The organism is Propionispora vibrioides (genome assembly GCF_900110485.1).
Classification (GTDB): domain Bacteria; phylum Bacillota; class Negativicutes; order Propionisporales; family Propionisporaceae; genus Propionispora; species Propionispora vibrioides.
The window spans coordinates 39,259-53,146 of the sequence record NZ_FODY01000026.1; the positions used below are offsets into that span (position 1 = coordinate 39,259).

A 13,888-nucleotide genomic window follows, 5' to 3' on the forward strand; every position below is an offset into this window, starting at 1 on the left:
TAGATAAACAGACAATAGCTTTTAAATGCTTAAAGTACACTTCTTTTGCTCTTCCAGCATGCTACTAGGGTTTGTCATCTGTAACGGTACCACTACCGTTGACAGGTATTGTTTCACCTAAAAAGGTAGGTTTAGGTTTTATAGCCGCCGTTATAAAGGCTTTACAACGCGCTATTGATTCTCTTATATTATTGCTTACTATTACGAACCGGCTATAGTTGCCTGTCTCAGCTTCCACACCATACGCCTCAATGCCTAGTTGCCTTGCTATAAAGATAGCCCGCGGAACATGAAACTTCTGAGATACAATGACCACCTTGTTTACCCCAAATATATATTTAGCCCTATACATACTCTCATATGTTGTAAATCCGGCATGATCCATAAATACGTCTTCCGAAGGAATGTTTTTATCAAGATAATATTTTTTCATCGCATTAACTTCATCATAATCTTTGCGGCTATGGTCCCCGCTTACAATGATTTTCCCAGCTTTACCTTGCCGATAGAGTTCATACCCGACTTTCAGTCGTTCTTCAAGTATCTGGGATACTACCCCATCTGGCGAAACATATGCTCCCAGAACTATGATTGCATCACTTTCCGGCACCTCGTCGGCTTTAATAATATAGTCTGATCCAAATTCTAAGACACGCTGATTAGTATAAAGGATACAAACCACTCCAAGCAAGAAAATCAAAGAAAGACTGATTATATATGATCGTTTACATTTCATCCTTTTTTTCAGTTCCTCACCACCCAATAGGTTAATTCTGTTTATTAACACCAAAGAAATCTCCATATTGCTTCATAATAATAAAATTCCTATATACAACCACAAAACTCCTGCCAAATTAATGTAAAATTCAGTAGGAGTTTTCTCTTAAAGCTCAGTGGAAAAATGCCGCAATCGTTACTCTGATTTAAAGATTATGCTTTCCCAGTTATCCTGTCATCCTTTACTATCATGATTAACTATTTTGTAATTTGCCTCCTTACATTACCATGCTTATCAATATAGCCAAAGCCAACATCCTTATACTTATAATCATCTTCACCAAATCCGGGACTCTTATCATATATTCGGGCAAGGCCATCACGAAAATCATCAGCATAAGTAAATATCGGCTTAATCACCATGTTACCATTCTTGTCGATAAAGCCATATTTTCCTTCAACATCTACTCGGGCAAGCCCTTCTGAAAAACTATATGTCCAACTATATTGAGGAGGAATTACCACACTTCCTTGATGATCAATAAAACCACTTTGTCCCAAAGTTATTGTTACCGGAGCCAGCCCGTCAGAGAATTCTCTTGCAGTGAAATATTTTGCCTCTATTACATAGTGCCCTTCTTTATCAATGTAGCCCCAACGAAAATCTGTTGCCTCCGAAGATACCGGAGCCAATCCTTCTTTGAAATTACCTGCCGATCTGAATTGACATTCGATAACTTCCGTTCCATTTGGGTCGATATACCCGTACTTAATATTATTTAATCTTTCCATAATAGTATTTCCGTCACGTTTTGCGACTACGGCCAATCCCTCGGAAAAATCTTCAGCCTCATCATACTTAAATGGAATAACCAGTTGTTTTTTATCGATATATCCGTATCTTGCGCCCTGCCTTACAACAGCCAGCCCTTCTGAGAATTCCCTAACTTCATCAACATTTCTTAACGTACCAACTATTTCCCCTTTTGTATTGATCATGCCCCAAAATCCTTGCTGAATCTGAACAGCAGCAACACCTTCAGAAAATCTTTTTGCCTGTAAATAAACAGGTGGGATAACAACATGACCATCAGCATCACCATAACCATATTTACCATCTTGTTTGATAATGTAAAGTGGACTCTCGTAACCAGCAGCATTGACTAATACATGTGTACTTACTAATAGAAGTACACATGTCACCAAAACAAGCAGCTGTAACTTACGGATGCCACTCCATAAGTCCATACTCTTTTCCATCTCTCATCATTCCCTCCATAATTTAACAAAAATCACATAGAGAATTTTTCGAGAATTACATCCCCATTCCTTCTGCCAAATACAAAATATCTTTAGGTTTAACTATCGAGACATTCAATATAAAGATGCTCATGCACAGTTCGCATAGAATTTGGTTTTACTTTTTCATTGGCGCTTTGTTTTTGCTCGTTATTCCCTTACAATAAAAAGTAGGAGAGCCGACCCCTGATGCACATCGTTAAAATAAAATTGTGAGGTTGATTGTATGAAGAAAATATATATCATAATACTAACTGTCTTGTTAGTGACTACCTGCCTGGGAACAGCCTTCTCAGAAACGGAAACAAGCACTCCTATCAATCGTTGGGAGGGAACCTGGGAGCGGGATAGCAGTCAGTTTAATTCCGCCGTTCTTAAAATCACTTCTAATACAAATGACAGCTTTTCTTTTAATATACGAGCTTACAGTGGAACCAATATCGGAAGCATCTCCGGGGTTGCTACAATCATAAACGATACGGCTATTTTCGATGATAACCAAGGTGGTATATTAAAATTTTCTTTTAATGATAATAAAATTTATGTTACTCAGACATATGAGATGTATCGTTATGGCGGCATCGGAGTTTTTTTCAACGGGACTTACAATGATAAAGAAAAACAAAAAACTGCCGTAGTTGATGAGAATTATTTTACACACCAAGATGTTTTTAAAAAAGATCAGGAAGCCGAATTTAGACGCATCACCGGTCAATATTATTTGAAATTTGTAAATACAGCACAATTCACCACGCCAGAAAAAGATTTAGATAATAGCGGAGCCCGTGTATACCACATGAACGTTCGTGGATTATTTACCGTGATGGAATCTATTATTATGATCAGAGATTCAGACAATGCTATTTGGGCTGCTGTTATTGATAAAGATAAGGTATTATATTTTACAAATACAAACGACATAAAATATGTTCCTATAACAATCAGCCGCTGGCATGATGGTTTTAGCGGTAAGCCGATTTACTATATATCATCCACTCAATAGAAGAATAAGCCCTAAACCGAATTCGACCTGGTTTAGGGCTTTTATTTATTAGTTTAAGTTCATCAATAAACCTTAAGAGATAACTCCCAATATCACAAAGCTCCACGAAGCAATGATGATCGCCGGCATATCCAGATGGGTATCCACATGGGTATTTACAAATCTTTGGACGTATTCTCCGGTTATAACAGCTAATATGCCAAATACGGCAGCAATCCAGACATTGCCAAAAGCTAACGCCGCATACCCGGCGACCATGGAAACATGGTGAGACACCGGAAACTCTAACCCAAAGTACAAAAAGATGAGCGATACCGCGCTTATAGCAAAACCAAAGCTGCTAATGTTCAGTAATATGACTGCATACGCTACAACGGCCGATAAAGCAAAGCCCCAAATGGCATTAAACATCAGCACGGTTCCGGTAAAATTAAACCTTCTTTCATTTTCCGGAAATGCACCGGTCAGCCCGGAACGCCCAAATACCAAACGGCATATGACACCAAAGGTGGCAACGGTTAAGGCAATAGTATCAATACGGGCTAGAGTCGGAAGATTAAATGTCAGCGAATAGAAATCATTCAACAAATAGCCGAGAATCCCGAAAACGCCCCCAACCAGAAGCATAACTGGATCCTTAATTTTAAATAAAGGAATTGTTGTGTCCGCTCCGTTGACGTCGGGCAAAGTGCCCGCTGAGACAACTTTTTCTTCCGCTGCTTGTTTTTCAACAGCATTTTTTCTCCCTACATAAGCAGCTGCCGCAACTCCACCGACAAACGCAATGTGAGGACCAAAAAAAGGACCAAAGGCAACCTGGGTTAAAATAATATTGCCACCACCTGAAACAGCTATTACAATTCCGGTTAGTGCAAGTATTCCCGTAAAAATGAACGCCGTTGTACCACCAATCAGAGCACCGAAAACGCCACCACCAAAAGCCGCTACTAAAGTGATTGCCAAACTCATTGGCCTTCCCCCTCTTTAAAGTTTGGTAGATAACTCACTGACCTCAAGTCGGGTATAACCATCATGAACTATATTAGTCTTTTAAGAGAGATATTTCATCAACACCAACTCCCGATACGTACATATTTGCTGTCATAAATTCAGATAAAGGGCCACTTTTTCCGGTAGGCACTAAATTGATCGTAGGAATTCCTTTACGTGGGTATACTCCGCTTCGCAGGGAACCGCCGCAGTCGATAACGGCCACCGCCATTTCTTCCTCCTGCACCCTGTATCTAAATCCGTTCACAGCTTCCATGCCTGTCAATTCGCAAATTTTATCGACCACTTCCGGACGATCCCCACCAGCAATCAGGTACATAATTTTATGTTGTTTTTCCGTCGGAGTAATCGTTAATGGCCCGCCAAAACCACCATTACTGCTCTTCACTACAATACTTCTATATTTGTCCATTGCCCAAACCTCCTCCTCATCGTTGCCACCGTTTACGACAATATCTTCTCCATAATAACCACACCATTGGAGGATCCCAAACGGTTTGCACCTGCCTCAATAAGTGTAAGCGCATCCTCCAGACTCCTTATTCCGCCACTGGCTTTTACCCCGACTTCATTTCCTACCGTCCGGCGCATTAAGGCAACATCGGCAATCGTAGCGCCTCCTGTCGAAAACCCTGTTGACGTTTTGACAAAATCCGCCCCTGCTTCTTTAGCCAATTCACAGGCTTTGATTTTTTCCGCATCCGTAAGTAATGCTGTTTCAATAATTACCTTGACCAGCGCTTTTCCCTTTGCCGCCTCAGTCACCGATTGAATGTCCGCTTTAACAGCCTGGTAATTACCGTTTTTTAATTCACCGATATTAATAACCATATCAACTTCTTCGGCCCCATCTTCAATTGCTTGTCTTACCTCAGCCACTTTAATCCCGGTTGATGAAGCTCCGAGCGGAAATCCAATAACGGTGCAGGTCTTCACATCCGTACCGGCAAGACATTGCGCTGCCGTTTTCACCCAATACGGGTTCACACAGACAGACATAAAATGATGAGCTGCCGCTTCTTTGCAAAGCGCCGTTATTTGCTTCTCTGTTGCATCAGCTCTCAGCAAGGTATGATCTACGTATTTATTCAAATTGGCAATCATCTGGTCCCCTTCTTTCTTTTATACTGTTTTTAAGGCTTGATACAAATGCAGATATTCCTCAAACGGTTTTTCATATTTTTTTGTATTTTCCAGATTAGGCTGTATCGTTTCTTTTTCATGAACCATGTTTTCCGCCGCCTCAAACAATGAGTCATACACTCCGCTGCCCACCGCACTAAGCATGGTGCAGCCCAGTATGGTCCCATAATTGGTATTCTCATTAATAGTAAATTCTTTTCCCGTTACATCCGATAGAATTTGCATCCAAGTCCGGTCGTGGGTGACTCCGCCGGTACCAATCACTTTGGTAATAGGTACACCACTGTCTTCAAAATTTTTCACTATATTTTTAAAACCAAACGATACGGCTTCCATAATAGCCCGGTGAAAATGCGCCCTGTCGTGATTTAAGGTGAGACCGGTAATAACTCCTGTAGCATAGCTGTCTTTATATGGAGTGCGATTTCCCTGAAAAAAGTCCAGTGCCCGTAGACCGTCGGCACCAATGGGTACATTCTCTACTTCTTCCTGCATAATTTTATAGGCTTCCGGGCTATTTAAATTAAAAATATTCTGATACCATTTGATAATAGACCCAGCCGAAATTTGACCCGCTTCCAATAAAGTCAACCCTTCGACCATCGCCCCTTTATAGGGACCCCATATTCCCTTAACCGGAACGTCCTGATCAGTAAATATGAGCTGAACAAAACTTGTCCCCATGTTTGCCGCCATTTTGCCGGGACCAACGACCCCCATGCCAATCATACCAATATGTGCATCAATTCCACCCTGAATAACAGGAATATCTGGCAGGTCATATCTTTGCACAAGCTCCTGCTTCAAATAACCCACACATTTCCCCATGGGAACAATGTTAACAATCATTTTATTCTTATAGTCATCCAGCCCGATTTTTTCCATGTAGTCATCATCGAAACCAATACCTTCAATATAGTTCCACTTGCATACTGCATTGACCTTACTTGCCGCCCAGATATCGGTCAGCTTATAGTTAATTAAATCTATCTGCTCCACAATCAGGCTGGCTTTATCATAAATCTCCCGTTTGTTTTCTTTTAGCCACAGTAGCTTGGGAATCAGCCATTCAGGGGACACCGCTTCACCACAATACTTTAATACCTCATGATTGATTTCATTTATTCTTCTGGCTTGTTCCTTCGCACGAATGTCCATCCACATAATAGCATCATCAAGCGCGGTTCCCTCCTGATCAACCGGAACAATCGTAGAGGAAGTAGCACAAATGGAGATTGCCCGGATTGCCTTTTTTTGCGTTGGAGTGATATTTCCCAGTACCGCCCCCAAGGCCTCCTCAAATCCCCGCCACCAATCCGCACTGTTTTGTATGGCCTGGCCCGGCTTGGGATAGTGAATGGGATACTTTATTTCTTTAGCCTCCAAAATACTGCCTTTCTCATCCGCCAAACCAACCCGCACTCCCTGCGTACCAAAATCAGCTCCCAAGAATAAATGCCCCTGATTTACCATATTGAGCCACCTCTCCTTTTTTTAATTATTTTCCATGAGGATAAAAGATAATTTTATTGAAGTAGAATGGTTCTTGATCTATTTTGCGAAACACTTCCGGAACTTCTTCAAGGCCTAAGCGATGCGTTATAATCTTATCCGGGTTTAATTTCCCCTGGGCCATAAAACTGGCTGCTTCCAGCCACTCACGTCCGGGAAATGGACTCGAAAAAGAGTTCCAGCTGCCAATGACCGAAAGCTGACCTCTTAGAATCCTGTCCACAGCTTCTTTGGGATACGTAAGTTCCGAATTGCTAATACCAAGATACACAATTCGGCCCATTTTACTGGCAGCCAAAACGGCCTGGACCTGCGCAATCGGAGAGCCGGACATTTCAACAACTGCAGAGGTTCCCTCACCAGCGGTCAACTCCCTGATTCGGACAACTGCATCTTCCCGCCGGGAATTTACTATATAATCGGCTCCACAGTCTTTTGCCGCTTCCAGCTTCTGATCATTGATATCCACGGCGATTATTGTTTTTATCCCAATCGCTTTGCCATACTGAATTGCGAATAGACCGATTCCACCCATTCCAAATACCGTCAGGCTATCTTTTTCTGTAATATTCCCCCGTATAAAAGCATGAATAGCATTCGCTGCCGGATCAACCGTCGCTCCCCAGTCATAGGGAATTTTCTCATCAAGCTTGATCATATTTTCAGACTTAACTGCCAAATATTCGGCAAAAGCTCCATCATTCCGCGACCCATAATACTTATAGTCCTCACACAAGGAATACAGTCCTCCCTTGCAGCAAACGCATCGCTTGCAGGGAATCAAGGGTGCAACAGTCGCCTTGTCCCCTATGCTCCAGCCGGTAACTGCCTCACCGAGTCCCACCACCTGGCCGGCAAACTCATGTCCGGGGATAATCGGCAGTACATGCGGCCCCTTCTTATTAATACGGGGTATGTCTGAACCGCAAACACCAACCGCATAAATTTTAAGCAACACCTCATCCGGTGCAGGACAAGGTTTTTCTACTTCATTGACTCTTAAATCTTTAACCGCAAACATTTGAACCGCCTTCATGGCAATATCCTCCTTCATTTCATTTTTTTCTTGAAATTAATTTCATATATATTAAGATTAATTTCATATACATTGTAAATCTTTCATGGTTTATCTGTCAATGAAAATAAATCTGATTTATCTGTATTTTTGCGACAATAATTGTTTTTAAGATCAAAAAAGCAGGAATGCTTCACTCTATGTGAAGCATTCCTGCTTTTATCAATTTTGTTTATTACATTGTCCGACAAATGACCAATCGACTTATTATTCTCTTTTATATAAATTAACGATTTCTTTTGCCGTGGCCTCATCTGTAAATAGTGAATTTACGTAGCCACCTTTTAGCGCGGCCAGTGTGGCTTTGGCCTTTTCAGGCCCAATAACTACCCCAATACTATTTTTCTTTTTCATGATCGATTCCAAATTGATTCCAACAACCCTATTATACAGTTCTCCCGTGGCATGTGAGCCGTCTTCCTTTATATACCTGGAACAAATATCCCCGACAAACCCTTCTGCCCGAAGATTCTCATAATCCTTTTCAGAAAAATATCCCGCCCTAACCAGAATAGAGTTTTTGTTTATATAGCCAATCCCAAAAATAACAGTGTCGGCTTCTTCGGCTAAATCCAACACCTCTTTAATTTTGGAATCCTGCATAATTGTATTGGCAATCTCTGCATTATCCACAAAAGAAGGAACATTTAGGAAATATCCCACAGCATCATAATTTTCAGCAAAATTGATTAAAATCTTTTCACTCAATGTCGATATATTCTTACGGGCCACACCACCGTTCAATTGAACAATCTTGACACCCTTTTTGGGAGAGAGCTTCAGGTTCTCCGACATATAAGTCATCGTTTCTCCCCAGGACACACCGATAAGATCACCGTCGGAGATAATGGTATTCAAATATCTTGATAACCCATCCGACACACTGGACAAGATCAGGCGCTCATCTCTGGAATACGACTCTGCTATATAAATATGCTTCAAATTAAAAACATCTTTCAGCTCTTTTTCCAGTTCTTCCATTACCAATGTCGGAAAATCGAGATTTATTTTCACATAGCCCAGTTCCTTGGCTTTGTTGAGGAGCCTGGAAACGGTTGATTTAGAAATTTTTTCTGTTTGGGCAATTTCATCCTGTTTCATATCCAGAAGGTAGTACTTCTTAGTAACCCTTACCAATAATTTAAACTCTTCATTCGACATAGAATGCTCCTCTTTAGTATGAAATGAAAATAAATTTAATTACATAAAACAAATTTCAAGATCATTCTTTATATCTGTATTGTACACTATATCCGCAGATACTGTAAATCATTCTGTCATCTGGACGAAAGCCGGAATAATGCTAATTACCAAAATATGAGTTATACTAATAAAGAAAGTTTCTCCAACTATTATTTCTGCTACAGTTATGTGAGGAGATGCTATATGCAGCTTTTACCCTACCATGAAGTTCTAGAGGCTCTATCCAGTAACAATATTCAGTCAATGGAAAAAGCCCGTGAGATCTGCTCTATCTTTTGTCAGAGCCATCCTGATAGCCTTGTCTGCCTGAGTCTGTTAGGAGACATCGAATATAGACTGACCCATTTTCCGGAAGCAGCAGAATATTTTGAGAAAGCGCTGAAGCTTCAGCCCAATTCTCCTGAACTATACTATAATCACGCCCAAGCCCTCGTAATGCAGGGAAAATATACCGAAGCCGCCCAAACCCTGCAACAGGCCGCCCAATTCATTCCGGGAAGCCCGGATATCTACTACTTTCTCGGCTGGGTTCATGACCAGCAAGGAAATAAACAGGACGCGCTGGAAGCTTATCAACAGACTCTCACCCTGGCGCCGGATCATCTGGAAGCTCTAAACGGCCTGGGAATCCTTCTTATGGAGAAAGCACAATTAACTGAAGCCATCGAGTATTTTCAACGTGTATTGTCTATTGATCCTGATTATTTTTATGCGTTAATTAATCTCGGCAGTATTTATCACTGCCAAAATGATTTTACGAAAAGCATCGCCCTATTTAAACGAGCTTTGGTGCTTCAACCGGACTATCCCATAGCCCTCAACAATCTTGGCGTTGCCTTGCATTCTACGGGCGACTTGGCGGAAGCCGTTACGATCTACAGACGTTCCCTGGCTTTGTCTCCTGCCAATCCGGAACCTCACGTAAACTTAGCTATGTCTCTTCTGAGCACTGGACAACTTGAAGAAGGCTGGCGTGAATTCGAATGGCGACTGGAACTCATCAAACCCTTTTCCAATCGAGAAAAAACCACTAAACCCCGCTGGCAAGGAGAGGCTATCCCTGGCCGCATCTTGCTAATTCGCGGTGAACAAGGCTATGGGGATACCTTGCAGTTTTGCCGGTATGCGTCAATGGCCGCCGACCAAGGACTTCGCGTAGTGCTCGAGGTACAACCGCCGCTGGTGAGACTGCTTCATTCTTTGCTGAACGTTGAGGTAATCCCCTATGGCGAACCGTTGCCCGATTTTGATTATTATTGTCCAATGCTGAGCCTGCCGCTGGCCTTTCAAACCCGCTTGAATACGATCCCTCACACAGTTCCCTACCTTTCCATACCGCCAGAGGATATTGAAAAATGGCACCGCCAGCTGCCGCCAGCCAGGAGAACTAATTTGAAGGTTGGTATCGTATGGTCTGGTAAACAAAGAGATGCTTCTATTGAACTCTCCTCTGCCGATACCAGACGGTCTATCCATCCATCTTGGCTTGCCCCTATCTTATCCGTTGATTTTGTTCAGTTCTATAGTTTGCAAAAGGAAGGACCGCCGGCTCCGCAAGAGTTCCCTCTGGTAGATATGATGAACGCTTGCAATGATTTTGCCGATACGGCTGCTCTAATTGCCAATCTGGATCTGATCATCACTGTGGATACTGCCGTATGCCATCTTGCCGGAGCCATGGGAAAACCGGTATGGCTGCTTGTCCATTTCAATAGCTGCTGGCGCTGGCTGCAGCATCGTCAAGACAGTCCATGGTATCCTACGTTACGGTTATTTCGCCAACCACAGCCCAATGACTGGACAAGTGTCATCAACGGCGTAGAAGCTGCCTTACGGCAACTTCTAAAGGAAACCAGCGAACAGATAAGGCTGACCAAAAATAAATAAAACAGATTATTGGCTTACTTTGTCGACAGCACTAGACTGACTTGGGGTCAGTCTTTTTTTTGCGTATATACAACCATTGCTGATACAACCGGTTAGCACTAGGGCTAATTTAGCTTATATTCAAGGAATAGAAGCGACAATCGAATTACATACTAGAGAAAAAAAGAGGTGATATGATGGATAAAACTGCATTAATTTTAGTTATTATTGGCGCCCTCAATTGGCTGTTAGTCGGCTTGTTTCAATTCGACTTAGTCGCCACTATTCTTGGCGGTCAACAGTCCATGCTTAGCCGCATTGTATATTCATTAGTCGGTCTAGCAGGTCTCTGGTGCATTAAATTAGTGTTTTCCAGTCATGAGTCCTTACCGCAACCGGCGATGAAACCGGCAGAAAACCAGGATGATAACGGACAAAATCCGTAATCTCCTTCTTTATTCGTTAATACCCTTGTCTTACAGGCCAGTTACCTTTAGCTGGCCTGTTTTTTATGGCCGTTTTTTTACCTGACACCACATAATCTGCTTTGTTGAATTTCATATAGACACATATAGTGAAAAACGTTATTGCTTTTCAGGTAATATTCAGATTCCTATAATATGATATTGGAGTTTTAAACTACTAGAAAGTCATTGAGGAAAAAACTATGAAACTAATAAATGAGATCCTCCAATATACCGAGGCACATGATCTTTATCCAGATATAAGAGTGGTGGATGCTGTCCCCTACCCTAATTTAGTGATTGAAGGAAAAGAGTATTTATGTTTTTGCTCAAATAATTATTTGGGACTTTCCATCCATCCGACAGTAAAAAGAGCCGCCATGGAAGGAATTCAAAAATACGGGATTGGTACCTGCGAATCCCGTTTTATTGCCGGGAATATCAGAGTGCTGGAAGAGCTGGAACAGGAACTGGCAAAATTTAAAGGACGCGATGCTTCGCTTACGTTCGCCACCGGGTTCTTAACCAATTTGGGAGTCATACCTGCCATCATGGATAATCCCGATCCGTTCGGGATTTATGATATCCCGCTGCCTATCAACGATGAAGATAATCTGATTATCAGCGATTTTCTCAATCACCAAAGCATTCGCGAAGGTTGCCGAATCAGCCGCGCCCAGGTAAAAAACTATATTCACAAGGATATGAATCATCTGGAAAAAATTCTAAAACGCTATAAAGACAAACGCAAACTCATTATAACTGACGGTGTCTTTAGTATGGACGGCGACATTGCGCCGCTTGCCGATATCATTAGACTGGCACGCACCTATGATGCCATGGTGATGGTGGATGATGCTCATGGAACAGGCGTACTGGGGGAAAACGGCAAAGGAACAGCCGAGTACTTGGGCTTGGAAGGACAAGTCGATATTGAAATGGGCACCCTGAGCAAAGCCATAGGGGCAATCGGCGGCTTTGTCGCCGGTTCGGAGAGTCTGATAAAATATCTCAAGTTAAGATCCTCCTCTTTTATCTACACCTCTGCCATTCCGCCGGAACAGGCTTGCGGAATTTTAGCCGCATTAAAGCTTATCCAGGCAGAACCTTCCCTGCGCGAGAACTTATGGCGTAATGTCCGCCGGTTAAAAGCCGGATTAGCTTCGCTGGGGTTCAATATAGTCAATTCCGAGACACAGATTATCCCGATTATTATCGGCTCTGAGCAAAAATGCGTGGATGCATCTCGCTATCTCTTTGAACATGGCATTCTGGCTCCTGCCATAAAGTATCCGGTTGTAAAGAAAAATGAAAGCCGAATCAGACTGACAACCATAGCGACTCACACAGAAGAACAAATTGATAAAGCCCTTGATATTTTCTCTAGTATGGGCAAAAAATTCAGTATCATATAAAATACAGGCAGAAATCCCCCCCTATTAAAAAAAACGTGCCGCAAAACGTTTCTCAGGAAACGCAATGCGACACGTTTTTTTTAATATAAAAATAGAATTCAAGCATTACAGCTATCTTTCAGGACTTCCTGTGGATCATAGGTTCACCGTCAGGGTGCATCCTCCACTTTAAGTTTTGCAATAGATTTCTCATAATTTTTTTCAAGCATATCGGCATTGTGCAGATAATCAGTATCTATTTTTACCCCTTGTATCGCTGCCACTTGTTTACGCATATCTAAAATGTCGGGCAGCCAATAGCTAAGATTATCTATATATACCGGCTTGCCTGAAACCATTTCTGTTTTCAAACCGTTTTTATAGGCATCTTTCGCTATTGAGACCAGGCTTAGCATATCAGTTAACGGTATATCGGTTTGAAAAGCCCGGTTCGCTTCTTTAACCGCACCGGGAAGCTTCGTAAAAATAGAAGGGCTAATGATATCCTCCAACAATGCCTTGGCAAACTTTTGCTGCCGTTCAATCCGTCCGATATCCCCCATTTCATCATGACGAAACCGCACATACTCCAGAGCCGTATTTCCATCCATATGCTGCAACCCCGGCTTAAGATCAATTAAGCCATCGTTATCCACTTCCCCTTCATCATAGGGATCATAATAATACATACGCTTGTCTACATTGATATCCACTCCGCCCAATGCATCGATGACCTTTTTAAATCCATCCATATTAACGGCTATATAGTAGTCAATGGGAATTCCCAGAAGGTTGGCCACTGTTTGCTCAGCTAACTGATGGCCCCCGTAAGAATAGGCGTGTCCGATTTTATTCCATTCATGGTCGGGAATAGCAACACGGCTATCCCGGGGTATCCACAACATAGACACGTTTTTACTGTCTGTATCCACCGTCATGACACAAGTAACATTCGAACGGCCAATATCATTTTTCCGTTCGTCAATACCTAATACCAGAATATTAATTTTGCGGTTTGCTAAATGTTCTATCGTTTTTTTACTCATACCCGACTGACTGGAAACACCGGAAGAATCGCTTGTCCAATATAAATATGCCATGGTTGTCAGCGGTACGGTAATCAATATAAAAAGCAATACCCAAAAAAGTTTGGTCGGGCGCATCCGCCTTCTTCTTGGTTTATCATTTGACGACATAAAAA

13 protein-coding genes are annotated in these 13,888 nt (G+C 42.0%); 4 read left to right on the forward strand and 9 right to left on the reverse strand.

The window, feature by feature from the left end; translation table 11 throughout:
* Positions 1 to 64 precede the first annotated feature (64 nt).
* Complete coding sequence (locus tag BMW43_RS17025; RefSeq protein ID WP_218140717.1) at positions 65 to 787, reverse strand: SanA/YdcF family protein; 723 nt, start codon at positions 785 to 787, stop codon at positions 65 to 67.
* A gap of 188 nt (positions 788 to 975) precedes the next feature.
* Positions 976 to 1,977, reverse strand: a complete 1,002-nt coding sequence (locus BMW43_RS17030) for a WG repeat-containing protein (RefSeq protein ID WP_091750467.1) — start codon at positions 1,975 to 1,977, stop codon at positions 976 to 978.
* Between the two features lie 265 nt (positions 1,978 to 2,242).
* Between BMW43_RS17030 and BMW43_RS17035 the strand changes: the two genes are divergently transcribed.
* Positions 2,243 to 3,019, forward strand: coding sequence for a hypothetical protein (locus BMW43_RS17035; RefSeq protein WP_091750470.1), 777 nt, complete (start codon positions 2,243 to 2,245; stop codon positions 3,017 to 3,019).
* A 72-nt stretch (positions 3,020 to 3,091) separates the two neighbouring features.
* Here BMW43_RS17035 and BMW43_RS17040 read toward each other — a convergent pair whose 3' ends face one another.
* The 6 genes from BMW43_RS17040 to BMW43_RS17065 all read right to left on the reverse strand — a co-directional run bounded on the left by BMW43_RS17040 (position 3,092) and on the right by BMW43_RS17065 (position 8,921).
* Positions 3,092 to 3,988, reverse strand: a complete 897-nt coding sequence (locus tag BMW43_RS17040) for a DUF7973 family transport facilitator (RefSeq protein WP_091750471.1) — start codon at positions 3,986 to 3,988, stop codon at positions 3,092 to 3,094.
* Between the two features lie 73 nt (positions 3,989 to 4,061).
* The gene (locus tag BMW43_RS17045) at positions 4,062 to 4,442 is read right to left on the reverse strand and encodes a PTS glucitol/sorbitol transporter subunit IIB (RefSeq protein WP_091750474.1); all 381 of its coding nucleotides are present in this window, start codon (positions 4,440 to 4,442) and stop codon (positions 4,062 to 4,064) included.
* 32 nt (positions 4,443 to 4,474) lie between these two features.
* Positions 4,475 to 5,134: a deoxyribose-phosphate aldolase gene (deoC, locus tag BMW43_RS17050; RefSeq protein WP_091750477.1), complete on the reverse strand. Its 660-nt coding sequence runs from the start codon at positions 5,132 to 5,134 to the stop codon at positions 4,475 to 4,477.
* Between the two features lie 18 nt (positions 5,135 to 5,152).
* A complete protein-coding gene (locus BMW43_RS17055; RefSeq protein ID WP_091750481.1) occupies positions 5,153 to 6,646 on the reverse strand; it encodes an FGGY-family carbohydrate kinase in 1,494 nt (497 codons plus the stop codon).
* Between the two features lie 25 nt (positions 6,647 to 6,671).
* Positions 6,672 to 7,721: a galactitol-1-phosphate 5-dehydrogenase gene (locus tag BMW43_RS17060; RefSeq protein WP_091750484.1), complete on the reverse strand. Its 1,050-nt coding sequence runs from the start codon at positions 7,719 to 7,721 to the stop codon at positions 6,672 to 6,674.
* A gap of 246 nt (positions 7,722 to 7,967) precedes the next feature.
* Positions 7,968 to 8,921, reverse strand: a complete 954-nt coding sequence (locus BMW43_RS17065) for a sugar-binding transcriptional regulator (RefSeq protein ID WP_091750487.1) — start codon at positions 8,919 to 8,921, stop codon at positions 7,968 to 7,970.
* Positions 8,922 to 9,146: 225 nt separating this feature from the next.
* Here BMW43_RS17065 and BMW43_RS17070 point away from each other — a divergent pair, with 225 nt between their 5' ends.
* The 3 genes from BMW43_RS17070 (at position 9,147) to BMW43_RS17080 (ending at position 12,708) form a co-directional block, all read left to right on the forward strand.
* Positions 9,147 to 10,850, forward strand: coding sequence for a tetratricopeptide repeat protein (locus BMW43_RS17070; protein ID WP_177173651.1), 1,704 nt, complete (start codon positions 9,147 to 9,149; stop codon positions 10,848 to 10,850).
* Between the two features lie 173 nt (positions 10,851 to 11,023).
* Positions 11,024 to 11,275: a DUF378 domain-containing protein gene (locus BMW43_RS17075; protein ID WP_281246132.1), complete on the forward strand. Its 252-nt coding sequence runs from the start codon at positions 11,024 to 11,026 to the stop codon at positions 11,273 to 11,275.
* Between the two features lie 221 nt (positions 11,276 to 11,496).
* Positions 11,497 to 12,708 (forward strand): aminotransferase class I/II-fold pyridoxal phosphate-dependent enzyme, encoded by a 1,212-nt coding sequence (locus BMW43_RS17080; protein ID WP_091750495.1) that lies wholly within the window; start codon positions 11,497 to 11,499, stop codon positions 12,706 to 12,708.
* 149 nt (positions 12,709 to 12,857) lie between these two features.
* Here the strand turns inward: BMW43_RS17080 and BMW43_RS17085 are convergent, their stop codons facing one another.
* A complete protein-coding gene (locus BMW43_RS17085; protein WP_091750498.1) occupies positions 12,858 to 13,883 on the reverse strand; it encodes an LCP family protein in 1,026 nt (341 codons plus the stop codon).
* Positions 13,884 to 13,888 lie beyond the last annotated feature (5 nt).

Bases quoted from the DNA above. Each gene is read 5' to 3' on its own strand.
- BMW43_RS17030 (WP_091750467.1), bottom strand. From the start codon at position 1,977: ATGGAAAAGAGTATGGACTTATGGAGTGGCATCCGTAAGTTACAGCTG.
- BMW43_RS17035 (WP_091750470.1), top strand. From the start codon at position 2,243: ATGAAGAAAATATATATCATAATACTAACTGTCTTGTTAGTGACTACC.
- BMW43_RS17040 (WP_091750471.1), bottom strand. From the start codon at position 3,988: ATGAGTTTGGCAATCACTTTAGTAGCGGCTTTTGGTGGTGGCGTTTTC.
- BMW43_RS17045 (WP_091750474.1), bottom strand. From the start codon at position 4,442: ATGGACAAATATAGAAGTATTGTAGTGAAGAGCAGTAATGGTGGTTTT.
- deoC (WP_091750477.1), bottom strand. From the start codon at position 5,134: ATGATTGCCAATTTGAATAAATACGTAGATCATACCTTGCTGAGAGCT.
- BMW43_RS17055 (WP_091750481.1), bottom strand. From the start codon at position 6,646: ATGGTAAATCAGGGGCATTTATTCTTGGGAGCTGATTTTGGTACGCAG.
- BMW43_RS17060 (WP_091750484.1), bottom strand. From the start codon at position 7,721: ATGAAGGCGGTTCAAATGTTTGCGGTTAAAGATTTAAGAGTCAATGAA.
- BMW43_RS17065 (WP_091750487.1), bottom strand. From the start codon at position 8,921: ATGTCGAATGAAGAGTTTAAATTATTGGTAAGGGTTACTAAGAAGTAC.
- BMW43_RS17070 (WP_177173651.1), top strand. From the start codon at position 9,147: ATGCAGCTTTTACCCTACCATGAAGTTCTAGAGGCTCTATCCAGTAAC.
- BMW43_RS17075 (WP_281246132.1), top strand. From the start codon at position 11,024: ATGATGGATAAAACTGCATTAATTTTAGTTATTATTGGCGCCCTCAAT.
- BMW43_RS17080 (WP_091750495.1), top strand. From the start codon at position 11,497: ATGAAACTAATAAATGAGATCCTCCAATATACCGAGGCACATGATCTT.
- BMW43_RS17085 (WP_091750498.1), bottom strand. From the start codon at position 13,883: ATGTCGTCAAATGATAAACCAAGAAGAAGGCGGATGCGCCCGACCAAA.